Origin of the sequence: Streptomyces reniochalinae, assembly GCF_003323735.1 — a bacterium.
Taxonomy (GTDB): domain Bacteria; phylum Actinomycetota; class Actinomycetes; order Streptomycetales; family Streptomycetaceae; genus Streptomyces; species Streptomyces reniochalinae.
Genome location: NZ_QOIM01000027.1, coordinates 69,854 through 94,711, shown reverse-complemented (window position 1 = coordinate 94,711; position 24,858 = coordinate 69,854). Strand labels below are relative to the sequence as shown.

The window sequence follows — 24,858 nt, the reverse complement described above, 5'->3', positions numbered from 1 at the left end:
CCGTCCCCGCCGTCCGCCGTCCGCGTCAGTTGGTTGTGGTGGTGCCGCCGCCCGCCGGGGTGGCGCGCGGCGCGGTGCTCAGGTGGGCACCGACGCGCTTGACCAGCAGCGTCATCTCGTAGGCGACCTGGCCGACGTCGGATTCCGCGTCCGCCAGTACGGCCAGGCAGCTGCCGTCCCCCGCCGCCGTGACGAAGAGGAAGGCGTCCTCCAGTTCGACCACGGTCTGGCGGACACCGCCCACGTCGAAGTGGCGGCCCACGCCCTTGGCCAGGCTGTGGAACCCGGAGGCGACGGCCGCCAGGTGCTCGCTGTCCTCCCTGGTGAGGCCCTGCGACGCGCCCCTGGCGAGGCCGTCGCCTGAGAGGACGAGCGCCTTGCGGATGCTGCCCACGCGCTCGACCAGCTCGTCGAGGAGCCAGTTGAGTTCGCCGCTTCCAGCGGAGTGCGATGCGGCGTTCGGTGCGGTCATCGACCGTCCCCTCCCGGTGTCGTTCCTGGTGCTGACTCCCCCGCGTCGTGCGGCGGTTCGCTCTCGCGTCTGCCGCGTTCCCAGCCGCGCTGGAGGGAGGCCATCTTGCTGCGCACTTCGTCGGCGTCGCGCTCGGCGGCATCCGGCGTGCTGGAATCCTGGGTGCCCGGCTGCCCGTACGGCATGCGGGTGCTGACGGTCGGGGTGTCGGTCTTGAGCTGCGGCGCGAGGCTCGCCTGCCGCACCCGGCGTGGCAACCCGCCGACCCGCGGGGCGTCGTCGCCCCGCGGGGTGCCGGCGTCGTGCGTGGCGCCGGTGCCGTGCGCGGTGTACGCGTCCGGTGAGGCGACGGCGCCCCGCGAGGTGTCGGGCGCCGGTTCGGGCGGGGCGGCCTGCGGCGGGGAACCCGCCTCCGTCCGCGGACGGTCTCCTTGCGCGCCGGAAGCCGCACCGGGCTTCTTACGGCGGGGCAGCGGTGCGGGACCGCCCGTGTGCGCGTCCGTACCGGCGTCTCGACGGTCCGCTTCGCCGGTACGCCGCTCCGGCCCCGGGCGGCGCTCCGGGGCGACGGTACGGCCGTTGTCGGCAACGAGCACGGGCGTCCCGGGGCGCCTGCGCGGCAGCGGCGCCTGCCCGCCGTTCGCGGCGCCGTCGTCCCCGTCGTCCGGCTCCGTGCGCGCCTGGGAACGGGACGCGGAGGCGGAGGCGGCCTCGTCCTGGGCCTGCTGGTGCACTTCCCCGGCCGCCGCGGGGGTGGGGCCGGTGTCAGGGGCCCGCCTGCGCGGCGGCAGACCGCGGCCTTCACGGGTGGGGGGTGTCTCGTCGATCGGGGCCTCCAGCTCGACGGGCCCGTCGAGAGGCCGGGCGGGCTTTCCGGCGGCCTCGATGGCGGTGCGGGGCGGGCGCTGCTCCTCGTCACGACCTGGGGTCTCGGTGAGGACGGCGCCGGGGATCAGGACGACGGCCGTGGTGCCGCCGTAGGGCGACGGCTGCAAGGAGACCCGGACGCCCTGGCGCTGGGCGAGTCGTGAGACGACGAAGAGGCCCAGCCGGTCGGTGTCGGACAGTTCGAACTCGGGCGTCTCGGCGAGCCGCAGGTTGGCGTCCAGCGTCGCGTCGGCGGTCATGCCCAGGCCGCGGTCGTGGATCTCCAGCGTGAAGCCGTTGGCGACGCGCTCCCCCAGCACCTGCACGGCCGTGTGCGGCGGGGAGAAGACGGTGGCGTTCTCCAGCAGCTCGGCGATCAGGTGCGTCAGGTCGGCGACCGCGCCGCCGTCCACGGCCAGCCGCGGCAGCCTGCGCACCTCGATCCGCTCGTAGTCCTCGACCTCGGCGACAGCGGCCCGCACCACGTCCATGAGTTGCACGGGCTTGCGCCACTGCCGGGAGGGGGCCGCGCCGGAGAGGATGACCAGGCCTTCGGCGTGGCGGCGCATACGGGTGGTGAGGTGGTCCAGCCTGAAGAGGTCCGCGAGCTCGTCGGCGTCCTCGGTGCGGCGCTCCATGGCGTCGAGGAGGGTGAGCTGGCGGTGCAGCAGCACCTGGTTGCGCCGGGCGAGGTTGACGAAGACCTCGGAGACGCCGCGCCGCATGTCGGCCTGTTTGACGGCGGCTTCGACGGCGGCGCGCTGGAGCGTGTTGAGAGCCTGGCCCACCTGTCCCATCTCGTCGGCCGAGTAGTCGAGGTGCGGGGACTCGGCCTCCACGTCGACCCGGTCGCCGGCGGCCAGCCTGCGCATCACGCTGGGCAGCCGCACCCCCGCCGACTCGTTGGCCTCCTTGCGCAGCGCGCCCAGGTCACGCACCAGGCTGCGGCCGACCCGTATGGAGATGACCAGGGAGGCCAGCACAGCCAGGAACCCGAGCACGCCCGCGGCCGCCGCCTGCACCAGTACGCGGGTGGCGACGGGGTCGACCCGGTCCTGGTACCGCTGCTGGGCCTTGGCCTCCATCCGCTTGAGGTCGTCCAGGGCCGCGGTGATGCCCTGGCGCCAGCGTTCCTGACCGACCGGGCCCCGGGTGGTGCGGGGCCCCGCGGCGATGACGGCGTCCTCGTTGCCGCGCAGGGTACGGCCGTTGGTGCTGTTCCAGTAGTTCTCGAACATCTGCCGGTCGGCGGCCGGCAGTGAGGGCAGGTTGGTCTGGTAGGTGATGTTGCGCTCGGCGACCCGGTCGGAGAGGGCACGCTGGTCACCGCGGGTGAACTCGCCCGCGGCGTAGGCCGCCGCCATCAGGGCGTCCTCGCGGGAGAGGTACTCACGGGCGAGGGAGACGTAGACGAGGGCGCGGCCCTCCTTCTCCAGGCCGACGTCGTCGACGGCGCTCAGCGAACTGATGACCGCGTAGGCGGGGTCGACCAGTTCGTTGTAGGCCTGGAAGGCACCGCCGCGGGTGATGGTGTCCTTCTCGACCCGGGAGCGGAGCGCGTCGAGGCCGTCCAGGGCGCCGAGGAAGTCATCCAGCCGGGCCCGCGAGTCGGGACCCAGGTCGGAACGGAGGCTGCCGTCGGCGGCGTTGCGGCGGACCGCGGAGACCTTCTTGTCGGTGGCGCGCTCGGCCTTGCGCAGGGATTCCCGTCCCGCGCCGCCCCGGGGGTCGGCGATGTGCACCATGATGTGGCGGCGTTCTTGCTGGATGGCCTGGACGGCGTCTTCGGTGGGATCGCCGATCTTGCGGGTGATCTCGTCCAGCCGCAGCAGGCTGTTGGCCTCCGTCGCGGTGATGTAGGTCGCGAAGCCCCAGATGGACACCAGAGACACCAGCGGCACCAGCAGCAGCACCACGATCTTCCGGCGGATGGACTTCCCGCGAAAGCGCATGGCCTCCCCTACGTACTCCCCAGCGCACGGGGGCGTAAACCGACAGCAAACGGCGTGAGCTTACTACTGACGCGTCGGCAACTCGTAGGTGTGTACAGGTGCGGGAACACGCGGTCCGTGGTGCCTCATCCTGAGTTGTCCGTCGATGCCCAGGCGGGTGTTCGAGGTTTGTGTCCAAGGACACGTTTGCGGAACCGTGGGAAGATCGGGGGGCTCGTGGAGGGGGAGTGAACAGGATGTATACGAAACCCCGCCTGCCGGATCCGGTCCGGGCGGCGGCGGCGCGTGCGGTGATCATCGCGGCGCTGACGCTGGTACTGCTCATGGTCGCGTTCTTCTGCTCGATGGCCGGCGTGTGGCTGGCCTTCCCCATGGTGCTCGCCACCATCGGCAGCACCGTCGTGGCGACATGGGCGGTGCTGGACGTGTGGATCACGCGGCAGGTGTGGGTGCAGCGGCACGGCGTCGTCTCGGAGCCCAGCAGCGCGGCGCGACGCCGCGCGGTGGAGGCACACCGCCGCTCCGGACGCGAGGAGACGGCAACCGGAACCCGCCCGCGCCCGGACCGGGACGGACGGGACGGAGGCGATCGGCCGGAGGGGCAGGACGGACGGGACAGGCAGGAGGAGCGGGACGTCAGGGGTGCTGGGAAGGTGCCGCGCCCGGCGCGTCCCTCGGCGGCTGAGGAGTGGGAACACGCGGGCCCGCGGCCTCAGGTGACGGCTCCGCACCAGGAGCGCCCCCCTCACCGGAAGGCTGCGCCTGGTCGGGGCGGAGGAACATCCGTGTCGCGGTGATCTCCCCGTGCACCTCGGCACCGCCCTCCTCGTCCGCGGGGCCCGGCAGCCCGGGCCGCAGGTGCTCCTCCACGCTGATGTACTTCAGACCCGCGCGCAGATCCGCGTCGTTGCGCATCCTGATCACCAGCGGGAACTCCGCCAGGGCCGTGGTGTCGAACAGGCCCGTGGTGTAGAGGAGCTGGACCCCCAAGGCGTCGGCGACGGCCCGCTGGAGCTCCAGGAGATAGGTGGCGTTGGCCCGCCCGATGGGGTTGTCCAGGAAGAGGGTCCCCGCGTGCCGGTGCTTGTCCCGGCCACGGTCGTTGCTGCGCAGGGCGGCCATCGTGCAGTACAGGGCGATGGCCGCGGTCAGCAGCTGGCCTCCGGAGAAGACGTCGCCCATCTGTCCGACGGGCACCCGCTCGGCGCGCAGCACGGCGTCCGGCTTGAGGATCTCCACCGACACCCCGCGCGGCTGGAGGGCCGCGTGGACGCCGCGCAGCAGCAGCGACATGCCGTCGCGCCGCAGATCGGAGTTCTTGCGCACGGCGGCGCTGGTGGCCTCGTCGATGACCTCGCCCAGCCGTTCGGTGAGCGTGGCCTGGTCGGGGTCCTCGAAGCGGATCCGCAGGAACTCCTGGCCCGACCACTCCCCCAGCCCCTCGGGCAGGCGGGAGAGCCGCTGTGCCGAGCGCAGCGTCGTCAGCGACGACTCCACCAGGCCGCGCAGCCGGTCCACGATGCTGTCGCGGTTGCGCTCCAACTGCTCCAGCTCGTCGGTCAGTACCCGCAGGCGGGGCGCGAACGCCGCTGCCCAGGCGGCCGCGTGGTCGGGCAGCGCCGAGGCGGGCAGCTCGCGCACCTGCTGCCTGGCCGGGGTGCGCACGTGCTCGTAGCGGCTGGAGTTGGCGTGCCGTACGAGTACGTCACACGCCTCGCGCACGGCCTGCTCCGCCGCGCCGAGGTCGGCGGCGCAACCGCGCAGCGAGCGCCGCGCCTCGGCCGCCGCCTGGCGGGCCTCGGCGAGCGTGCCGGGGTACGGCTCGGGCGGCTCCTCCTCGCCGTGTGAGGCCGCGGGAGCGGCGGCGGGGTCGCGCAGCAGGTCCCGGAGGGTGGTCGCCGTCTCGTCGAAGCCGCCGGCGGCGTCCTCGGCGGCCGTGTGGGCACGCCGCAGCGACTCGTGGGCGGTGCGCGCCGCGTCGAGTGCGTCGCCCCTGGTGGCCAGTTCCGCGTTGGCCGTCCGCAGCAGGCTCTGGGCCTCGGCCGCATCGCCGGGCACCCGCTCGGCGGGGAGCTCGGTGTGGGCCTGCCCGTCCGGCGGCGCGAGCCGCTCCGCCTCGCCGCGGAGACGGCCGAGCTGTTCGCTGACGTCGGAGCCGCGCGACTCCAGCCGCTGGACGAGCGCTTCGGCGCGGGCGGCGGCGGCCTGCCGGGAGGGGCCGTCGGCGCCGTCGGGCCCCTCCAGGAGCTGGGCCGCGCGGGTGCGCACCTTGTTGGTGAGCCGGTCGAGCGCCGCCTTGGCGGCGGACTCGTCGCCCTCGGCACGGGCCTGTTCGGCGCGCAGGTCGGCGCCGACGCCGACCTTCTCGTAGAGCTGGGAGGCAGAACGGTAGGCCTCCCGCAGGTCCGGCAGCGACGCCGGCCTGGCGCCGGCCGCCTTCCCCCCGGCCGCGTCGGCCTCTCCGCCGGCCGGCTCCCCCTCGCCGGGCGCGCCGGGCTCCTGGGGGGCGTCGGGGACGCCCGCGATCTCGGCACGTTCCGCGCGCAGGGTGCGGGCGGTACGGCGGGCGTCGTCGGCGGCGCGCTGTGCGGTGCGCCGGTCCTCGTCCGCCGCGTACGCCTTCTCCAGGCACACTTCGGCACGCTCCCGCGCCGTGGCCGCTTCGTCGGCCAGCTCCCGCAACCGGGTCTGCCACGCGGTGCGCTCCCGCAGCCGGAAGGCGAGCCCCGCCAGCGCGTCCGCGCCGCGCCGCGCCCGCTGTGCCCGCTCCCCCCGCTCGTCGCGCACCCGAGCGGTCTCGGCCGCCTGCGCGTCGGCCTCCTCACGCGCCTCGCCCACCTCGACGAGGTGGCGCTCGGCCGCCTCGGCCGCCTGCCGCGCCTCGGCGGCGGCGTCGGCGAGTTCGCCGAGGCGGCCCTCGGGGCAGCCGGTGCGCCACGAGGTGAGGCGGGCGGCCAGCGCCCGGTCGGCCGTCAGCCGCGCCGCCAGCGCGCGGATCTCCTCGTCGCGGGCGACGGCCCGCTCGCGCAGCTGACGGCGCTCGTCGTCGGCAGCGTGCTCGTCGTGCATGGCCGGGTTGGGCGGTACGAGGAAGACGCCGACGTCACCCGTCTCCTCGCCCCCGTCGGGCGCGGGCGCCGGTGCCAGCAGCGCCGCCGAGGTGCCGACGGCGACGGCGGAGCGCGGCAGCAGCGCCGCGCTCGCCAGCACCTCACGGGCGCGCGCGTGCGACCGGGGGTCGGTGATGACGACACCGTCGACCAGCTCGGGGCGGGCGGCGAGGACCGTCGCGTGGTCGGCGGGGTCGACGGACTGTGCCAGGTAGCGCCAGCCGGGCAGGGCCGGGACGCCGTGCTCGCCCAGGTACTCGACCGTGGCCGTCACGTCCGGGCCCGGGGGAAGCAGCCCGCCGTCGCCGAGCGCGCCGAGCATCCGCGCGTCGTCCGCCGCGGCGGTGCGCAGTTCGAACAGCTGGCGTTCGGCGTGGGCCACGCCCTCGTCCAGCAGTTCCTGGAGCGCTTCGGCGTTGCGGTCCACCTCCTCGGCGGTCAGCGGGCCCGAGAGGCCCGCCTCGCCGGCGTGCGGGGAGTGGCCGGCCGCGCCCTCAAAAACGCCTGCCGCCTGCCCGGGAAGACCCGCATCCCCCGCGTACTCGCGCGCGGCCGTCCCGTCGCCGTCGGCGGGCTGGGCGGTCCCGGGCCCGTCGGTGCCGGCGCCGGGCCCGTCGTCCGCCGTCGAGACCAGCGCGTCCGGTGAGTTGCCCACATCGCGCTGGCCCGGCACGGCGGCCCGGCCCGTGCCCCGCGCGCCTTGGCCGGAAGAGGCACGGCCGGCGGAGTGCTGTGGGCCGGCTGGTGCGCCGGGCAGACCGAGCAGCTCGGCCAGGCGCTCCTCGACGCCGAGGGCTTCGGCCGTGGCGCGTTCGGCCGCGTGGGCGGACTCCGCCGCCTCGGCCGCGTCCGCGGCGCGGGCCGCGGCGAGTTCCGCACCGGCGTGCCGGCTCGCCAGCTCGCGGGCGCGGTCGCCGCTGCGGGCCGCCGCGTCGCGCGCCGACTCGAACGCGGCAACGGCGCTCTTCTCGGCGTCGCTGGCCTCGAGCGCCGCGCGCGCGGGATCGGCGTCGGGGTCGCTGTCGTCGAGCCAGCCGGCGCGCACCGCCTCGGCCATCTCCTGTTCGACCTCGGTGAGCCGCTGGCGCAGGTGCTCGGTCTCGCTGCGGGCCCGCTGCGCCTCGGTGGCGGCCTCGGTGGCCTCCCGGTGGGACCGCTCGCTGTCGGTCAGGAGGGCCGTCGAGCGCTCCTCCTGCTCCCCGGCGATGCGTTCGCTGTCCTCCGCCGCGGTGTTCAGGGCCCGCACCAGGGCCGTCGCCGCCTGGGAACGCGCGGCCAGGGCAGGCGCCGCGTCGCGCTCGGCCTCCCGGATGGCCGCCGCCACGCGGGCCGACCGGTCGGCGGCCGTACGGTGCGCGAGCACCGTCTCCGCCGCCTGCCACGCCGAGTGCAGCGTACGGGCCTCGCCCAGCTCGCGCTTCTGCGCCGCCGCCGACTTCTCGGCGGCGGCCAGCGCCAGAGAAGCGTGCCGGTAGGCGAGTTCGGCGGCGACGCGGGAGGCGCGGGAGCGGGCGTCCTCGGCCGCGGTGACGGACTCCCCGGCCTGGGCGAGTTGCTCGGCCAGCTCAGCGGCGCGACCGCGCTCCTGGGTGCCGCGCGCGGTCAGCCGCTGGGCGAGCAGCCGGGTGCGGCGCTCGGCGCCCGCGTGGATCTCGCGGGCGCGGCCGCGCGCCTCTGCGGCCTGGGTGATGCGCTCCAGGTGTTCGAGGGAGCCGGCGGTGAAGTCCCGCTCGGCGGTCAGCTCGGCGCGGCGTCCCAGCTTGTGCGCGAACCCGTGCACGAGGTCGGCGAGCCCGTCGGTGTCGCGGGTGTCGGTGACGGCCCGCAGCAGCAGGTCGGTGAAGTCCGAGTCGTTCTTGACGGCGAAGAGGCCCGCCGCCTCGCCCTCGTCGGCGTTCATCTCGCGCTGGTAGCGGAAGAGTTCGGGATCGAGGCCGAGCGACGTCAGGTGCTCGTTCCAGCGCTCGTGCACCTCCTCCCAGACCACGTCCAGGTTCGGGTACGCCTTTCCGGTCTCCGTCAGGACGTCGCGGAAGCCCTTCATGGTGCGCCGTCTGCCGCGCGCCGAGGACGCCCCTTCGCCGCGGGGGCGCAGCGCGGCCGACTCGGCGACGGGCAGCGCGTCCAGGGACAGGCCGGGCCCTGGACGGAAGGAGTACCAGGCCTCGGCGAACTTGCGCGGGTCGCCGGAGACCTGCCGGCCGCGCCACTCGCTGACCTTCCCGACGACGATGGTCTCGCCGGTGCGGGTGTGCTGCCACTCCAGGGCGACATGGCCGCAGTCGTCGGCGAGCAGGAACTTGCGCAGCACACCCGAGCTGGCGCCGCCCAGGGTGTTGCGGTGGCCCGGCAGCATCACGGAGAAGATCAGCTTGAGCAGGACGGACTTGCCGCCGCCGTTCTCCAGGAAGAGGACGCCCGCGGGCGCGGGGCGGCGGGGCGGGCCCTGGGGCTCCTCCTCGAAGAAGTCCGCCTGAGCCGGCGCGGGGCTGGGCACGGCGTCCCCCACTCCGCGCAGGTCCAGCACGGTGTCGGCGTAGCGCGCGCCGGCGGGCCCGATGGAGTAGAGGCGGATCCGGGACAGCTCGTACATGGCGGCGGTGCTCTCGTGAGGGGGACGTCGGCGGGGTGGGCGCGGGCGGGCGGTGGGTCAGGACACAGGCGGTGGGTCAGGAGTGGAAGGGGAGTCCGGCGTCGGGGGCCAGGTCCAGGCCGTCCTCGTCGCGCGGCGGCAGCAGGCTCGCCGTGCCGTCGGAGACGGGGACGACGCCCAACTCCAGCAGTTCCGCCATGGCCGCGTTGCCCGCCATGTCGCGGACCTGGAGCTGGTAGCGCGCCGTGGTGCGGTAGGTGCCGCCGGCGTCGTCGCCGGTCCGCTGGAGGAAGCCGGAGTCGGCGAGGAAGGAGGCGGCCTTGGCGACGATGCCCGTCGTCGATCCCGCGAGCCTGCGCGCGTCCTTGGTGGCGCCGGTCGCGCTGCGGCGTGCGTAGACCCGCCAGGCGGCCTCCAGACTCGGCGCGTCGGTGGCCGGGTCGGTGTTCTCACCCTCGGCCTCGGCCCGCTCCTCCAGTTTGCGGCACGCCTGGCGCACGAAGGAGTCGACGCCGTTGACGGTGATCCGGCCGATGTAGCCGTCGTCCGCCAGGTCTTCGGGCCGGGGGAAGGCCATGGCGGCGCAGGCGAGGTGGGCGAGGCCGTGCAAGAAGCGGTCCGCGGAGTCGGCCGTGGCCCGGCGCGCGTAGTCGCCCATGCGGACCGCGAAGACGGAGTCCTCGGCGGCCGCGAGCGCCATGCCCGCGCGGGTGGAGACCTCCAGGACGACCAGCCCGAGGCCCGTCGCCACGGCGTCCGCCAGGCGTGCGAAGGCGGGTTCGTCGCGGTAGCGGCGCAGCAGTTCGGTGTACTCCGCGTCCCTGGCGGGGACGAGCTTGGGGTGCAGTCCGTAGGAGACGAGCCGCGCCGCGTCCGCCGCGTCCGCGGGGGTCACCTGCGGTGCGGCGGCGCTGCGGCCCGCTCCCTCCTCGGGGTCGGGCTCCGGGGTGAAGTCAGTCATGATCCGTACTCGTTCGTCTCGTGCGGCGGCGTGGGACCTCGCCGCTTTCCGGTGCGGTTCGCAGGGGTCACACCGCCTCCGTCCGGTCGGCCGCCATCCCGGCTGCGTCCAGCAGCGCCGTCCCCACGATCAGGTCGGCACCGCCGAACTGCTCGTCCCGAAGCTGCGTACCGTCGTCGACGGCGAACACCAGCCGCTGCTCGCCCTGCCGGTAGGCCGTGCCCACCGGCGGGCTCGCCGCGTGGACGGCCAGCAGGGCGATGAGGTACGGCAGATCGGGGTCCCGCCGGCGGGCGTCGGCCAGCAGCCCGGACAGGCGGCGGGGGGCGTCGGCGGGCAGCTCCAGCAGCTCCATGGCGGCCTCCATCTGCTGCTCGCTGAAGCGGCTGTCGTCCGGCGTGGCCACCAGGTCGGGCTCGGGCATCTCGGCGCCGAGGTGCTCGCGGGGGGCGGGCGGGGTCAGGAGCAGATCGGTCAGATCGCCCAGGCGTACGGCGCCGGGTGTCCGCAGCCCGACGCCCCGGGCGAAGAAGGCGTCGGTCACGCGGGTGGCCTCCTCCAGCGGCAGTGGCAGGAGCGGGGCGAGGAGCTGCCCGTGGAGGTCGAGCCCGGCGCGGGCCGCGGGTGGCGCGAAGGCCTGCCTGTCCTGTTCGGCGCGGAAGAGCGGACCCGCCTCCAGCAGCCGCGACTGGAGCTGGGTGTGGCGCCGGATGCAGTCCTTGACGATGTCGACCAGTTCGGCGGCGCGGCGCTTGTGGTCGGGGCCGCGTTCGGAGTCGGCCTCGTCGCGTGCCTTGCGGATGTTGGTGAGGATGGCGTTCTCGTGGCGGTAGCGGTCGGCGACGTGGTCGAGCGCCTCGGTGATCATGTCGGGTACGGCGTTGAGCCAGTCGACGGCGCGCACGTCGCGGCGGGTGGCCTCCAGGGTGCGGCGCAGCGTCTCGGCGTACTGCACGGTGCGGTAGCGGGCCTGTTCGGCGGCGAGCTGCGCGTCGGCGAGGCGGCCGCGGTTGATGAGCACCTCCAACTTGACCTCGGCGGCGATCTGGGCGCTGGTGACGTCCGTGTCCAGGGCGCCCACCAGGACGTTGACGGCCTCGTCCGTGGTGCGCAGATAGACGCTGCCGCCGGGCCCGGGGACCTCCTCGATGAGTTTGAAGTCGTAGTCCCGCCGGACGTAGACGCCGTCGGTGCCGAAGGTGCCGTATACGGCGCGGAAGCCGCGGTCCACACTGCCGACGTTGATCAGGTTCTCCAGCACCCAGCGGGCGACGCGCTCGTGCTCGGCCGTCGGGCGGGCGGGGGCCTGGGCGGCGACGCGGGGCAGCAGTCTGGCGAGGATCTGCTCGTGGTCGGCGCCGGTGTCGAAGTCCATCTGGAGGGTGACCTGGTCGATGGCCGCCAGCGCGAGCTCGGCCATCTCGTAGGCGCCGTACTCGCCTGCGAGGTTGGCCTTGCGGGTGTCGAGGTCGTGCAGCGGTGCCGTGCAGGCGAGCGCGCGCAGGCGGCGGGCCAGACCCTCGTCGGCCGCGGGCCCCGGGGCCGGGGAGGGCGCGGACGCACCTGTCCCCACCGGGCTGCTCGTCGTGGTGGCGCTCTCAGTCACGACGGACACATTAAGCCGTCGCACTGACAAGACCCGAAACGGCACGGTTGTCACGGTCCGGGTGGTTGGCGCGGTGGCGCCGCGGGGCGTGAGCCGACCCGTCAGCCTAGCTGGCGGGCGTATCCGTCGGCGAGCTGGTGCCGGGAGTCGTCGAGGTAGACGGCGAGCAGCCGCTCGGCTCGGGGAGCGTCACCGTCCCGGAGCGCCTCCAGGATCTCGCGGTTGCGCGGCAGGTAGGGCTCGTGGAAGCGGCGCGGGTTCTCCATGACGTGGAAGACGAGCCGCAGTTCCGCCAGTACGCCGCGCATCATGTCGTCCGCGCGTGGACTTCCGGCCAGTTCGACGATCCCCTGGTGGAAGTGCATGTTGGCCGTCCCCAGGTCCCGCCAGCGCTCCTCGGCCCGCGCGCTCAGCCCCGCCGTCACCGCGGCGTCCATCGTGTGCAGGGCGTAGGGCGGGGCGGCCAGTTGCCGCAGTGCGGCGCACTCGACCAGGCGGCGCACCCGGTAGAGGTCCTCCAGGTCCTCGACGGTCAGTTTGCGGACGAACATGCCGCGGTTGAGCTCGTGGGCGAGCAGCCGCTCGTGGGTGAGCAGCCGGAACGCCTCGCGCAGGGTGTTGCGGGAGACGCCCAACGCGCGGCCGATCTCCTCTTCCGCCAGCCGCATCCCGGGGCGGAACCCGCCCTCGATGATCCGGCCGCGCAGGATGCCCGCGACGCGTTCGGCGGTGCTGGTGCGCCCCAACAGCTTGCGGTCGTCGCTGAGTTCCTCCAGCACGTTGTCGGTCATGGCCGAAGTCAACCGCAGTTCCGAGAACGAGACAACGTGAGGATTGCGGAATCGTTCAACAATCCTCTACTTTGAGGCTCGGCGAGGTGAGACCTGCGTCACTCCCCGCCCCAACTCGGCTGTACGGCCGCCCTATTGGCGTGCGTCCGTCCGGACGCCGGTCCGCTGTCTGCGAGGTGCCCATGAGCACGACTGACAAGGCTCGCGCCGCGAGCGACGACAACGGCCACGACGACGAACAGGACCGGGCCTTCGCCTGGCTCCGCTCCCTGGGCCCCCGCGGACGGCGCGCCTTCGCCGGCGCCTTCGGCGGATACGGCCTGGACGCGTACGACTTCTACGCACTGCCGCTGAGCATGGTCGCCATCGCGGCGTACTTCCACCTCAGCGGCGGTCAGACCGGACTCCTCGTCACCGTGACGATGGTCGCCTCAGGAGTGGGCGGCGCCCTGGCCGGAGTCCTGGCCGACCGGGTGGGGCGGGTACGGGCGCTGCTCGCGACCGTCGTCACCTACGCGCTGTTCACCGTCGCGTGCGGAGCCGCACCCGGCTACGGGACGCTGCTCGTCTTCCGGGCGCTCCAGGGCGTCGGCTTCGGCGGCGAATGGGCGGTCGGCGCAGTGCTGGTGGCCGAGTACACCTCGGCGCACCACCGGGGCCGCACCCTGGCCGCCGTACAGAGCGCGTGGGCGGTCGGCTGGGGGCTCGCCGTGCTCGTCTACACGGCGGTCTTCGGACTCCTGGAGCCCCAGACGGCCTGGCGCGTGATGTTCTTCACCGGAGCACTGCCCGCACTGCTGGTCCTGTACGTGCGCAAGAACGTCAGTGACGCACCCGAGGCCGAGCGGCGGCGCACCCGGCGCTCGGCCGCCGCGACCTTCGCCGCCGTCTTCCGGCACGGCCTGCTGCGCACCACGGTGTTCGCCTCCCTGATGGCCACCGGTGTCCAGGGCGGGTACTACACGCTCGCCACCTGGGTGCCCGCCTACCTGGCCGGGGACCGCGGCCTCGCCGTCGTCACCACCGGCGGCTTCCTCGCCGCGCAGATCCTGGGCGCGTTCCTCGGCTACCTCGCCGGCGGCTACCTGACCGACCTGCTGGGCCGCAAGAAGACCATCGCCGTCTTCGCCGCCGCCTCCGCCGCCTGCGTCCTCGGCTACACCCGCGTACCCGAGGGCGCCGACGGGCTGCTGCTCGTGCTCGGCTTCCCGCTCGGGTTCTGCATGTCCGCGATCTTCAGCGGATTCGGCTCCTTCCTCGCCGAGCTGTACCCCACCTCCGTACGCGGCACGGGACAGGGCTTCACCTACAACGTCGGCCGCGGCCTCGGCGCCGCCTTCCCCGCGCTGGTGGGCGCACTGGCCGACAGCTGGGGCGTGGGCGGCGCGCTGGTGTTCGGCGCCGCCGCATACGCCCTCGCGGCCCTGGCGCTGCTCGGCCTGCCCGAGACACGCGGCCGCGAACTGGCGGAGGAGGACATGAGCGGTCGTGAGCCGACCTGAGCCGACCGCAGCTGACCTGAGCCCAGTGGCCCGAGCCTGCGTGAGCCGAGCCGGGCACGCGGTCAGGCCGCGTTCCGCCGCCCCGTGCCGCGGGCACCGCTCCGCGGCCCCGTTCCGCCGGCACTTCCGCTGGCCCGGTCGGGCCCGCCCCGCCGGCCGCCACCGGCACGACACACCGCAGACAGGGGGAACGAGATGTCCACCACCGCACCGCACGCCGGCACACCGGGCCGCACAGGGCCGGCCGAGGCCCGGGCGCTGTACCGGGCCGGGCTCGACACGCACACGGCCGGCTGGGCGCCGGGACACGTGCGGGCACACCTGGCGGCCGTTCCCCTCGCGTGGGCCCCGGACCTGTCGTCCTACTGCGCGCGGAACCGCCACGCGCTGCCCGTACTGGACATCGGTGAACCAGGCGGCTGGAGCACCCCACTGGCGCGCGACGCCGACCTGCGCACCGACCTGCCGCGCTACCGCGTCTGGGCGGACGGCGAGCTCCTCGCCGAACCCCGCGAGGTCACCGACCGCTGGCACGACGACCTCGTACCCTTCCTGCTCGGGCGGCCCGTCGCGCTCGACGCGGAGCTGGCAGCGGCGGGCGTACCCCTGCGCCACCTGGAACAGGGACAGACGGTGCCCCTGTACGTCACCAACCGCTCGTGCCGCCCGGCGGGAAGGCTGTGCGGCCCGCTGGTGGTGGCCATGCGGCCGGTCCCCGCTCACCTGGTGCCCGCGGCGCGGGCAGCGGGTGCGACCACATCACAGGGCCAGGGCGGTCCCGTGCACGTCGGGGACCCGGGGGCGCTCGGTATCCGGGCGCTCTCCCGGCCGGACTCCGGCTCTCGGGTACGACCCGAAGGGGGCGACATCCCGGTGTTCTGGGCGAGCGGGGTCACCCTTCAGGCAGCTCTGAGGGCGACCCGCCCACCGTTCGCACTGACGGAGGCCCCTGGTCGCCTTCTCATCACGGACCTCGGTGCGGAGGGAGCCACGGATCCCGGTGCGGAGGGAGGCACGAACCTCGGTGCGGAGGGAGTCACGGGCACCGGGCCGGAGGGAATCACGGGCACCCGTCCGGAGGGAGCGCGAGGCGCCGGGGTGGAGGGAGAGCGGGATGCCTGCCCGTAGGGGGTTACGCGGGCGGGGTGAGGCGGCCCCGGATCGTGGTCTGGACGTCGGCCTCCTCCGCGGGGTCCGCGGCCAGCCGCCGCAGTCGCTCCAGCACGCGGGCGTCACCGGTGGCGGCGCACTCGGCCGCGACCTGGCGAGTGGACTCCTCGCAGTCCCACAGGCACTCGATGGCGAACCCGGCGGGGAAGGAGGGATCGGTGACCGCGAGGGACCGGGCGGTACGACCGCGCAGCTGCGAGGAGGCGGTCTCCCGGTAGATGTGCCGCAGCACGGGGGCGGCGCACGCGATGGACAGCCGCCCCGCGCCGTCCACCAGCGGCCACAGCGCGGGGCTGTCCGGGCCTTCGAGGCGGATGACGCGGCGGAGCGCGGCGAGCACGGCGTCCGTGTCCTGGTCCCCGCCACGGCAGGCGAGCATCTCGGCGGCGACGGTGGCGAGGCCCGGCGCCAGTGTGCCCTCGGGAGCGGCCGCCCAGCGCCTGGCGCGTTCGAGAGCCGCCATGGACCGCATGCGGGCGAAGGAGGAGAGGGCGGAGCGGGCGAGCGTCTCGCCGGGGTCGCCCGCGGCCTCCTCGACGAGGTCGAGCACATCAGGGTCGTTGCGGTCCGCCAGGTGGCGCAGGGCGGCGGCGCGTGCGGCCTCGCGGTGGCCTCGTGCGGCCTCCAGCAGCAGCTGCCGGTCGTCAGGCCCCGCGACGGCGGACAGACAACGCGCCGCGGGGGCCTCCCGGTGCTGGGGCGGGTGCTGTTCGTAACCGTCCTGGGCCCAGTCGAGGATCTCCCGCACGTTCCAGCCGGGACGTGGCCCGTCCGTGCGCAGCTGGCGCTGCCAGCGGTCGAAGGAGCGGCACTCCTGGGCCCGGCGCAGCCGGTCGGCCTGCTCGGGGTGCGCGGCGTCCTCGGCCCACAGGCGCCAGGGGCGGGGTTCGAAGGCGTCGCGGGCGGCGGCCGCCAGCTCCGCGTCCCCTTCGGGCGTCTGGGGGAACCTGGCCAGGATGGCGGGCCCGAGGGGGCGCAGCCCCGCGTCGTCGTCACGGACGGCGAGTTCGTCCAGCGCCCACTGCCAGTTGCTGCCGGTGGTGGCGTAGCGGCGCAGCAGCCGCAGCGGGGCGTTCTCCTGCCAGGCCGCGCCCTGCGCGGCGGCATAGGAGGCCAGGTGGCCGAGGACGGAGAGGGCGAGTCCGGTGCGGACCTCGGCCTCGTCCGGGGCGCACTGGAGGTCCGCGGGGTCGAAGAGGTGTGCGGCGATGTCGTCGAGCCCGGCGTCCAGCTCCCGGTGCAGGCGTGCGTAGTACAGGGACCGGTGTTCGATCTGCCAGTCGCGCCTGGGGTCGTGCAGGACGCACTGGCGCAGCGCGCCGAGCGCTTCGGCGCGCGGCGCCGCCAGGGCGTGCAGCGTCCCGTCGCCACGGCCTCTCTGCAGGAGGCCGAGCAGCGTGCCGCTGGGCGCTATGTCTGAATCGACGGAATCGACGAACATAAGAGTCAGCATCCGGTGCGGGGTATTCGACTGGCAACGGGATTTCCGTTGCCGGGCATTCTTGCCGGTGACGGCGGTTCTACTCCTCGGTTCTCAGCTTCCGGAGAGAGCCTCGGGCCCGGCCGGAGCCTACCCGGAAGTAAGCATTCCGCCGAGCCCGAGGTCAAGAGGGGGCCGACGGGACTTGCGGCCGGGACGCGCCCGTCCGCCTCGTGAGCGGGGTGCGCTCCCTCACGATCGGGATGCGTCCTGTCTCCACCGGCCGGCACGTGCCCGTCTCCGCAGCCGACATATGACAGCAGCACCACCGGATCGAGTGTGGCCGAATCCCTTACGGGCAGTCGTCGGCTGTGCGACAGTCGTAACCGACTCTCCCCCGTATCGGAGCCCTCCATGTCCTCCTTTGCGCATGCGGACCACTCCGCCGCTCAGCCTCCGGACCGCGACACGCTGGACGCTCTGATCACCCAGGCCCGCACCCTGCGCGGCGGTCTCGACGCGGTGCGGCGCGGCGCGGGAGGGAGCGGTCCCGAGGCGGGCCTTCGCGCGGCGAGCGCGGTGGAGCAGGGCATCGGCGAGGCGGACCTCCGCGCCAGGTGGCAGCGTGCGCTGTGCGAGCTCGCCGTGCACCAGCTCGACGATCTGGGGGGCCAGCTGGACCAGTTACGCGAAGGGCTGCCTCCCACCGCCCCGGACGCCGGTGTCCAAGGTCCCGGCGCACCGGCAGGCGGACCGACGCGGAGGAACCTGCCGCCGGACGACCTGCCCCCGGAGGATCTGCCGCCGGACGACCCGCCACCGCACCGGGCGCCGGCGCGCGGCCTTCCCTCGCACGGCCTTCCCTCGCGCGGCCATCCGCCGCACGACCTGCCCGGCGACAGCGCGGGCGCCGCGTACGGGACCCTCGCCACGCCCCGCCGGAACGCGGCCTCGGAGCTGGTCGGCCGGGTCGGCAGCGCCGACTGGAACCTGCTGACCGACGCCATCTCCTGGTCGCCCGAGCTCTACCGGATCTTCGGCAGGACCGAGGAGGACGGTCCGCTCTCCCTGGACGAACTCCCCTCCTGGGTCGTGCCCGAGGAACAGCCGGGGCTCGCCACCGCGTTCACCGACTGCCTGGTCGACGGAAGGGCCATCGACCACGAGTTCCGGCTGGTGCGCCCGGACGGCTCCGTGCGCACGGTGCACCTGGTGGGCGAACCGGTGCTCGACGACGACGGGGCGACCGCCTCGATGTGGGCAGTGGTGCGGGACGTCAGCGCACTGCGGCGCAGTGAGCGCGCCGTCCGCGAGACGCGCGACTCGCTCCAGCGTGAGACGCACCTCGCACAGACCGAGCGCCGGCTGGCCGTCGAACTCCAGCGCGCCGTGCTGCCTCCCTGGCGGGGCTCACCGCGCTTCCCGCAGGGCGACACACGGACCGGCGGAGCGCTCGACCTGGCGGCGCACTACCTGCCATCCGCGACCAGCGCGCTGATCGGCGGGGACTGGTACGACGCGCTGGGGCTGCCGGACGGCGCCACGCTGCTGACGGTCGGCGATCTGACCGGGCACGGGGTGGCCGCCACCTCGGGTGTGGCGATGCTGCTGGGCGCCGTGCGGGGTATGGGGGTCGCGGGGGTGGGGCCCGGGCCGCTGATGGGCCACCTCAACCAGTTGCTCGACTCCGCCGCCCAGCCCTCGCTCGGCAGCGCCCTGTGCTGCCACTACACGCCGCGCACCCGCTCCCTCACGTGGTCGCAGGCGGGTCACCCGCCGCCGCTGCTCATCCGGGGCGGGGTGGGGCAGGTGCTGCCACGCTCCGAGGGTGTGCTGCTGGGTGTCACCTCCGGTGCGCGCTACGGGCAGCGCACCGCACAGCTGGCGCCCGGTGACCTGCTGGTACTGCACACCGACGGCCTCGCGCCCCGGGGCGGGCGCCCCGCTGCGGCCGGTCAAGAAGGCGGTCCTCCCGCGGGCGCTCCGCACGCGGGCGCGGCTCACGCGGGTGCCGCGCGGCTGCTGGCCGTGGCAGGCCGGTTGGCCTCGGCCTCCTCCGCGCAGGAGTGCGTCCGGATGATCGCCGAGGAGTTCGACGACCGCACACGCGAGGACGACGCCTGCGTGCTGGTCGCCCGCGTGACGCCCTGAGGCCGCCCGACACCTTGACGTCACGTGACAGCTGACGTGGCACCCGCGCGGTCCCGCCGTCCGGTAGCGGTCGCGCTGTGCGTCCGGTAACGGTCGCGCTGTGCGGGCGTACCGGTCAGCTGAACCGCCCGCACCCGCCGAGCGGGCCGGGCGGTTCTCTTTGGCGCCGGTCGGTTCACACGGACCTGGCCCCCCGGGAGCCCCGGATGTCCCTGACATCGCCCGGCGCCCGCTTCAGCTCGTCGGCGTCCTTGAGACCTCTGCCGCCCCGGGACGGCTTGGGCGCGCGGGGCATCACGTCCCGCATCTCCTCGCGCAGTTGCTCGACGGTGGCGTAGCCCGCGTACTCTCCGGTGAGGCGGTACATCTCACGGAGCCGGTCCCAGGTGCGGTGCGAGGAGTTCTCGCTGATGGAGAGCAGGGCGAGGCGCGCGTAGCGATCCGCCTGTTCGGGGTCGTCGGAGATGAAGCAGGCCGAGGCCATCGAGATGTAGTCGAAGATCTGGGAGCGCTGCCGTCCCTCCTCGCGGAGTACCAGGGCGCGCTTGGCGTGGCGTTCGGCGGTCTTGGCCGCGACGGGCTCGTGGTCGGCGAGGGTGCGGAAGGCGAGCGCCTCCATGCCGTGCAGATCGGCCTCGTCGAACATCTGCATCCAGCTGGGCGGCGGTACGTCTCCCGCGTCGGAGGCGAACAGGTCCTCAGCCCGGCCCAGGGTGCGGCGCATCTCCTGGCCGCGGCCCATCGAGGCCTGCGCCCACGCCTCGATCGTGTGGAACATGGCGCGCGTACGGGGCAGCGTCTCGTCCCCGGATCCCGACTGGGCGAGTTTCACCAGGTCGAGGGCGTCGTCGGGCCGTCCGACGTGCACCATCTGGCGGGCGGCGCGCGAGAGCGCTTCTCCCGCGCGCGGGCGGTCCCCGCCCTCACGAGCCGCGTGCGCGGCGATGACGAAGTACTTCTGCGCGGTGGGTTCGAGGCCCACGTCGTGCGACATCCATCCGGCGAGGACCGCGAGGTCGGCGGCGACACCCCACAGGCGCCGCCGCAGCGGCTCCGGTTGGTGGTAGGCGAGCATGCCGCCCACCTCGTTGAGCTGTCCCACCACCGCTTTGCGCTGGAGGCCGCCGCCGCGGGCGGCGTCCCAGGCGCGGAAGACCTCGACGGAATGTTCCAGTGCCTCGACCTCCTGGAGGCCCACCGGGGCCGCCTCGAAGCGGTCGTAGGCGGCTGGAGCGGCAACCGCCGGTCCGCCGTGGCCCACGCCGCCGTGGGCCGTCGCGCCCGTCGGTGCCGCCGTGAGCCAGTCGTGCATGGCACTGCTGAGTGCCGATCCTGCGGCGAGCGCGGCGCCCGCACCCACCAAGCCGCGTCGGTTGAGCATGAGGTCCATTCCCGTGAATTCGGTGAGGACCGCGGCAACCTGCCCGGACGGCAGGGGCACCCCCTCGGCGGGTTCACCCGAAGCCGTCTGCCCCGGCCGGCTGAATCCGAGGTCCTCTGTGGTCACGACACGGCCGAGTCGCTCGGTGAACAGGGACGCCAGCACTTTGGGCACCGGATCGCGCGGGGTCTCCCCCGTGTCGATCCAACGCCGCACCCGTGAGGTGTCGGTCGCCAGTTGCGGATACCCCATGACCCCCGCGTGCCGGTTGACCAGCCGGGCGAGTTCGCCCTTCGACCAGCCGGCGAGGGCGAAGAGGTCCGCGAGGCGCGCGTTGGGTCCCTTGGTCACGTCAAGCCCCCAGGTTCTCGGCTGAGTTGACAGTAACTTCAGTACGACTCCGTGCGGTGGTCCCGAGCGCATTCGCCAGGGTTCGCCAGGGTTCGCCAGATGGTGGGCCACCCGCGGCCGGGTGTCGTGTAGGAACGCGCCACCCCGGTCACGCCGTCAGGGCCGGCATTCCCCAGGGTGCACTGGCCCCCGACGGGCAGCCGGGGAGGCGCGGCAACCCGTCGGCACACGAAGGGATCTCGCGCGCCATGTATTCAGCACCATCCCCCGTGTCCGTGCAGCGTCGGCCCCACGCGGTCCCGCAGCAACCTTACGGAAGGCGAGCGGCCGTGCTGGCCCCCGAGCCGTCGCGCGAACCTCCGCGCACGCCGGGCCCGCCCGGCCCGCACACCGGCGCGCGCCCCGCGCGACGCACGCCCGCCGGAACCGCGTCCCAACCCGTCAGCGGGAGGCTGGACTTGTCCGGCCCACACGGCGCACAGCTGCGTGCCGCCATCGCCTCGATCCACCGCGTCTGCCCGGACTTCGCCCCCGTCCAGCTGCTCCGCAAGCGCGGACGTTCCGTCCTCCTGGCGGGCACGGCGGGCCGCAACACGGTCATCGCGAAATGCCTGCTGGACCACTCCCCCGCGTGGGTCGAACGGTTCCAGCACGAGATAGCGGTCTACCGGGCGTTCGTGCGGCACCGCCCGCCGATCCGCACGCCCCGGCTGATCGCGGCCGACCCCGACACCTGCACGCTGGTCATCGAACGGGTGCCGGGACGGGTGGCCGCGGCACAGCGCCACCCTCTCCAGGCACCTCCGGCCGCGGACCTGCGAGCCGTGCTCGGCTCCTTCCACCGCGTCAACCACTGGGAGCCGCCGGGAGCGCTGTTCGAGCGCCCGGTCGACTATCCGGCGAAGCTGGAGCGCTACCACGAGCAGGGCCTGCTGACCGACCGCGACCTGGGCGATCTGCACAAGCTGCTGCACGGCCTGGTGCAGCCGGGGGGCCCCGGCGGCAGGCGCAGCGTGCCGTGGCAGTTCTGCCACGGAGACGCCCTGCTGACCAACGTGATGCTCGGCCCGGCGGGCCCCGCCTTGGTCGACTGGGAGCACGCCGGCTGGTATCTGCCGGGGTACGACCTGGCGACTCTGTGGACGGCGCTGGGCGACGCCCCGCTGGCGCGTCGCCACCTCAGCCAGCTCGCCCAGAAGGCGGGCCCTGCGGCGCGTGACGCCTTCCTGGTGAACCTGATGATGGTCCTCACCCGGGAGATCCGCACCTGCGAGACGGCGGTGCAGCGCACCATGCGGGACACCTCGCCGCAGGGTGCGGCGGAGGCCGCCGCGGCGGTCCGGGCGGGCGTGATGCCCACCGGGGAGGCGCAGCGGCTGCTGCTGCGGAGGCTGCACGAGGACTGCGGCACGGCGCGCCGCGCCGTCCGGGCCGCTGTCGGCACCCGCTGAGGCGACGGGCGACCGGAGCGCTCGGGACGCCGGAAGCCGACCGCAGAGGTGAGCGGCACGCTCCGGAGAGGCGACCGAAGTGCTCCGGGGAAGGGGTGGACGGAAGGGGTCCGCGGCGGCGTCACAGGTCTGACCGGTGATGCCCCGCCCGTCGGATGACATGCGCGGCCCCGTCGCGCGCGGAATGATTGACGGATCGTCGGCAAGTCGGTACGTCTGAGGACTGCTCGCGCCCGTGATCGCACGGCGCACTCTCCGAGGAGGCGGCATTGCCACGACCCTTCCGTGATTCCGAGAGCACACCCGACGGCAGACGCCCCGGCAGACGGGACGCCGGTGCCCGGCGCGGGCGCACTGTCCGCACCGTCGCCGTGCCCGTGGTGGCGGCGGCGCTCGTCGTCCCCCTGCTGACGGCCGGCACCCGGGCAGCGGACCGGCCCGCGGACAGCCTCCAGGCGCAGTTCGCGGCGGCCGCCGACCAGTACGACGTGCCGGAGAACCTGCTGCTGGGTGTCTCGTACCTGCAGTCGCGCTGGGACGCCCACCGGGGTGCGGCGAGCGTGTCCGGCGGCTTCGGTCCGATGCATCTGACGGACGCGCGCGCGGCGCTGGCCGCCTCAGGACCGCGCGACCACGCGGGCACGCAGGATGCCCGGGGCGACGCGGCGCGCCCGCCCCGGATCGCGGACGAGGGCTCCGGCGCGAAGGCGGAGCAGGCCAGGAAGGCGAAGAAGGCACCGAAGCGGTTGCCCGCCCGGCTGCGGACGCTGGAGCGGGCCGCCGAGCTGACTGGGCTCTCCCACGAGGCGCTGCGCTCCTCGACCACGGCCAACGTAAGGGGCGGCGCGGCGCTGCTGGCGGACGCGCAGCGCCGGCTGGGCCACCCGCTGACCGCGGACCCGGCGGACTGGTACGAGGCGGTGGCCGCCTTCCCCGGCGGTGGCAGGGGCGACCCGAGCGCGACGGCGTTCGCCGATGACGTGTTCGACGTGGTGCGCCAGGGCGAGCGGCGCACCACGGACACCGGGGAGAAGGTCACGCTCGACGCCAGCCCGAAGCTGCGTGCTCCGGCCGCCGCCGACCGCTCCCGTGAGCCGCGGGGCAAGGCGGAGTGCCCGCGGAACGTGGACTGCGAGTGGTATCCGGCGCCGTACGAGAAGTTCACCGACAGCTCGGGCGAGGAGGACTACGGGAACCACGACAGGACGCGGCGGCCCCGGTCCCAGAAGATCGACTACATCGTCGTCCACGACACCGAGGAGGTGTACGAGAAGACGCTGGACCTGGTGACCGACCCGACGTACGTGTCGTGGCAGTACACCCTGCGTTCCTCGGACGGGCACATCGCGCAGCACGTGCGCAACAAGGACGCTGCCTGGCACGCGGGGAACTGGTATGTCAACTCCAAGTCCATCGGCGTGGAGCACGAGGGTTTCCTCACGGAACCGGACGCCTGGTTCACCGAGTCCATGTACCGCAGCTCGGCCCGGCTGGTGAAGTACCTCGCCGCAAGGTACGACATTCCGCTGGACCGGCAGCACGTCCTCGGCCACGACAACGTGCCCGCCACGACGACCTCAGGCATCAAGGACATGCACACCGACCCGGGCCCGTACTGGGACTGGGAGCACTACTTCGCGCTGCTGGGCAAGCCGTTCACGCCCCAGGGCGGTCCGAAGTCCGGCGTGGTGACCATCCGCCCCTCCTACGACGACAACGAGCCGGTCTTCACGGGCTGCGAGTCCGAGGGCGAGCCGTGCCGGGAACACGGTTCCTCCGCCATCCGGCTGCATCAGGCACCCGACGCGTCCTCGCCGCTGGTCAACGACGCCGGGCTGCGCCCCGACGGCTCTCCCGCGACGACCGGAGTGAACGACACGGGGGCGCGGGCCACCGCCGGGCAGCAGTACGCGGTCGCGGACCGCAAGGGTCAGTGGACGGCGATCTGGTACCTCGGCCGGAAGGCCTGGTTCCACAATCCGTCCGACGGGCCGGTGGCCGTACCCGCCCGTGGCACCCTCGTCGAGCCGCGTGCGGGGCGCGACGAGATCCCCGTCTACGGGCGTGCCTATCCGGAGGAGGCGGCCTACCCCGAGGACGTGCCGGTGCAGGCCCTCTCCCCGCTGCCCTACAAGGTGGCGGCCGGACAGCGCTACGTGACCGGGCTGCGGACGCCTGGCGAGTACCTGTACGCGGTGGAGTACGACCCCGAGGCGGAACGCTTCCAGGTGGTGCGCGGGAAGCAGAAGTACTACCAGATCCAGCTGGGCCACCGGGTGGCGTTCGTGAAGGCGGAGGACGTGCGGCTGGTCCGCTGAAGCGGAACGGGCCGCCGCCCGGGGCGCCGGCCCGTTCCGCCCGCGCGTCCGCGGGCGGCACGGGCCGGCAGAGCCCCTCGCCCCACCTGAGCCTGCCGCCTGCTGCCCGCCGCGCCCCGAGGCCGTGCCGCTACTGCTGGAACATCTCCGCGGGCAGCGGCTTGAGAAGGGCGTACAGGTCGTTGGTGATGGGACGGTCCCAGCTGGCGATGGTGACCAGCACGCCGTCGCTGCGGTCGAACTGGACGCAGGAGATCCGGTCCTCGGACAGCTTGACGCGCCGCACGATGAGCAGGTTGTCCTCGTGCATCACCGGGTCGTCCTCGGAGCCGATGACCTCGACGTGCTCGTCGTTCTCCAGCGCGGACAGCAGCTGCGCCACCTCGAACGGCACGTCCCCCTCGTCGATCTCCCGCGCCGGCGAGCCCTCGGGAAGGTTGCCGATGACCATGGCCGGTCCGCGGCCGCCGAACAGGTCGTAGCGGAGGAAGACGCCCTGGCAGGTGCCGTCCGGCGCGGGCAGCAGGCCCGCCCCGAGATTCCCCGGCCAGTCGGACGGGTCCATGGCCAGGACATCGAAGTCCGGCCCTGCGGGCACGGAGGCGCTGCGGCGGCGGAGGAACGACATGCCGCAATAGTACGTGGCCGATACCGCGTTCCCGCTGCCCCCTTCTCCCGTCACGCCCCGCCTCCGAGCCCCTGTCCAGCGGGTCGGTGTGCTGCCGGCGCGGGGCGTGGACCCGCTCGTCCCCGGGGCCGGAA

The 24,858-nt window shown here is 74.1% G+C and carries 14 protein-coding genes; 5 read left to right on the top strand and 9 right to left on the bottom strand.

Translation table 11 applies throughout. The annotated features are described in order from the left end of the window. Positions 1 to 25 precede the first annotated feature (25 nt). From DQ392_RS09390 to DQ392_RS09360, 6 genes are all read right to left on the bottom strand, one after another. Positions 26 to 472 (bottom strand): roadblock/LC7 domain-containing protein, encoded by a 447-nt coding sequence (locus DQ392_RS09390; protein WP_114015080.1) that lies wholly within the window; start codon positions 470 to 472, stop codon positions 26 to 28. Continuing rightward, complete coding sequence (locus DQ392_RS09385; protein ID WP_114015079.1) at positions 469 to 3,291, bottom strand: nitrate- and nitrite sensing domain-containing protein; 2,823 nt, start codon at positions 3,289 to 3,291, stop codon at positions 469 to 471. The genes DQ392_RS09390 and DQ392_RS09385 overlap by 4 nt, the downstream gene beginning before the upstream one ends. A 636-nt stretch (positions 3,292 to 3,927) precedes the next feature. Then, a complete protein-coding gene (locus tag DQ392_RS09375) occupies positions 3,928 to 8,994 on the bottom strand; it encodes a hypothetical protein (RefSeq protein WP_114015078.1) in 5,067 nt (1,688 codons plus the stop codon). A gap of 76 nt (positions 8,995 to 9,070) precedes the next feature. After that, the gene (locus tag DQ392_RS09370; RefSeq protein WP_114015077.1) at positions 9,071 to 9,955 is read right to left on the bottom strand and encodes a hypothetical protein; all 885 of its coding nucleotides are present in this window, start codon (positions 9,953 to 9,955) and stop codon (positions 9,071 to 9,073) included. Positions 9,956 to 10,022: 67 nt separating this feature from the next. Continuing rightward, entirely contained in the window at positions 10,023 to 11,561 is a 1,539-nt protein-coding gene (locus tag DQ392_RS09365; protein ID WP_181856354.1) for a hypothetical protein, read from the bottom strand. Positions 11,562 to 11,662: 101 nt separating this feature from the next. Continuing rightward, entirely contained in the window at positions 11,663 to 12,352 is a 690-nt protein-coding gene (locus DQ392_RS09360; RefSeq protein ID WP_114015075.1) for a GntR family transcriptional regulator, read from the bottom strand. A gap of 182 nt (positions 12,353 to 12,534) precedes the next feature. Here DQ392_RS09360 and DQ392_RS09355 point away from each other — a divergent pair, with 182 nt between their 5' ends. Together DQ392_RS09355 and DQ392_RS09350 are read left to right on the top strand one after the other, a co-directional pair. Continuing rightward, complete coding sequence (locus tag DQ392_RS09355) at positions 12,535 to 13,854, top strand: MFS transporter (protein WP_114015074.1); 1,320 nt, start codon at positions 12,535 to 12,537, stop codon at positions 13,852 to 13,854. A gap of 195 nt (positions 13,855 to 14,049) precedes the next feature. Next, the gene (locus tag DQ392_RS09350; RefSeq protein ID WP_114015073.1) at positions 14,050 to 14,982 is read left to right on the top strand and encodes a D-glutamate cyclase family protein; all 933 of its coding nucleotides are present in this window, start codon (positions 14,050 to 14,052) and stop codon (positions 14,980 to 14,982) included. Between the two features lie 4 nt (positions 14,983 to 14,986). Here the strand turns inward: DQ392_RS09350 and DQ392_RS09345 are convergent, their stop codons facing one another. Then, positions 14,987 to 16,465, bottom strand: a complete 1,479-nt coding sequence (locus DQ392_RS09345; protein ID WP_114015072.1) for a HEAT repeat domain-containing protein — start codon at positions 16,463 to 16,465, stop codon at positions 14,987 to 14,989. 393 nt (positions 16,466 to 16,858) lie between these two features. Here DQ392_RS09345 and DQ392_RS09340 point away from each other — a divergent pair, with 393 nt between their 5' ends. Continuing rightward, positions 16,859 to 18,595, top strand: coding sequence for a PP2C family protein-serine/threonine phosphatase (locus DQ392_RS09340; protein ID WP_114015071.1), 1,737 nt, complete (start codon positions 16,859 to 16,861; stop codon positions 18,593 to 18,595). Between the two features lie 175 nt (positions 18,596 to 18,770). On the opposite strand, the gene DQ392_RS09335 is transcribed toward DQ392_RS09340, so the two are convergent. Continuing rightward, positions 18,771 to 20,327 (bottom strand): DNA-binding protein NsdB, encoded by a 1,557-nt coding sequence (locus DQ392_RS09335; RefSeq protein WP_114015070.1) that lies wholly within the window; start codon positions 20,325 to 20,327, stop codon positions 18,771 to 18,773. Positions 20,328 to 20,575: 248 nt separating this feature from the next. Between DQ392_RS09335 and DQ392_RS09330 the strand changes: the two genes are divergently transcribed. Together DQ392_RS09330 and DQ392_RS09325 are read left to right on the top strand one after the other, a co-directional pair. Continuing rightward, entirely contained in the window at positions 20,576 to 21,778 is a 1,203-nt protein-coding gene (locus DQ392_RS09330) for an aminoglycoside phosphotransferase family protein (protein ID WP_114015069.1), read from the top strand. A 269-nt stretch (positions 21,779 to 22,047) separates the two neighbouring features. Next, positions 22,048 to 24,096, top strand: coding sequence for an N-acetylmuramoyl-L-alanine amidase (locus DQ392_RS09325; protein ID WP_114015068.1), 2,049 nt, complete (start codon positions 22,048 to 22,050; stop codon positions 24,094 to 24,096). 130 nt (positions 24,097 to 24,226) lie between these two features. Here DQ392_RS09325 and DQ392_RS09320 read toward each other — a convergent pair whose 3' ends face one another. Further along, on the bottom strand, positions 24,227 to 24,724 hold the full coding sequence (locus DQ392_RS09320) for a hypothetical protein (RefSeq protein ID WP_114015067.1): 498 nt from the start codon (positions 24,722 to 24,724) through the stop codon (positions 24,227 to 24,229). Positions 24,725 to 24,858: the final 134 nt, after the last annotated feature.

What these genes read in the sequence shown, in the direction of transcription:
- DQ392_RS09355 (WP_114015074.1), top strand. Translation starts at nt 12,535, where the DNA reads ATGAGCACGACTGACAAGGCTCGCGCCGCGAGCGACGACAACGGCCAC.
- DQ392_RS09330 (WP_114015069.1), top strand. Translation starts at nt 20,576, where the DNA reads ATGTATTCAGCACCATCCCCCGTGTCCGTGCAGCGTCGGCCCCACGCG.
- DQ392_RS09360 (WP_114015075.1), bottom strand. Translation starts at nt 12,352, where the DNA reads ATGACCGACAACGTGCTGGAGGAACTCAGCGACGACCGCAAGCTGTTG.
- DQ392_RS09345 (WP_114015072.1), bottom strand. Translation starts at nt 16,465, where the DNA reads ATGTTCGTCGATTCCGTCGATTCAGACATAGCGCCCAGCGGCACGCTG.
- DQ392_RS09340 (WP_114015071.1), top strand. Translation starts at nt 16,859, where the DNA reads ATGTCCTCCTTTGCGCATGCGGACCACTCCGCCGCTCAGCCTCCGGAC.
- DQ392_RS09320 (WP_114015067.1), bottom strand. Translation starts at nt 24,724, where the DNA reads ATGTCGTTCCTCCGCCGCCGCAGCGCCTCCGTGCCCGCAGGGCCGGAC.
- DQ392_RS09375 (WP_114015078.1), bottom strand. Translation starts at nt 8,994, where the DNA reads ATGTACGAGCTGTCCCGGATCCGCCTCTACTCCATCGGGCCCGCCGGC.
- DQ392_RS09385 (WP_114015079.1), bottom strand. Translation starts at nt 3,291, where the DNA reads ATGCGCTTTCGCGGGAAGTCCATCCGCCGGAAGATCGTGGTGCTGCTG.
- DQ392_RS09390 (WP_114015080.1), bottom strand. Translation starts at nt 472, where the DNA reads ATGACCGCACCGAACGCCGCATCGCACTCCGCTGGAAGCGGCGAACTC.
- DQ392_RS09350 (WP_114015073.1), top strand. Translation starts at nt 14,050, where the DNA reads ATGTCCACCACCGCACCGCACGCCGGCACACCGGGCCGCACAGGGCCG.
- DQ392_RS09370 (WP_114015077.1), bottom strand. Translation starts at nt 9,955, where the DNA reads ATGACTGACTTCACCCCGGAGCCCGACCCCGAGGAGGGAGCGGGCCGC.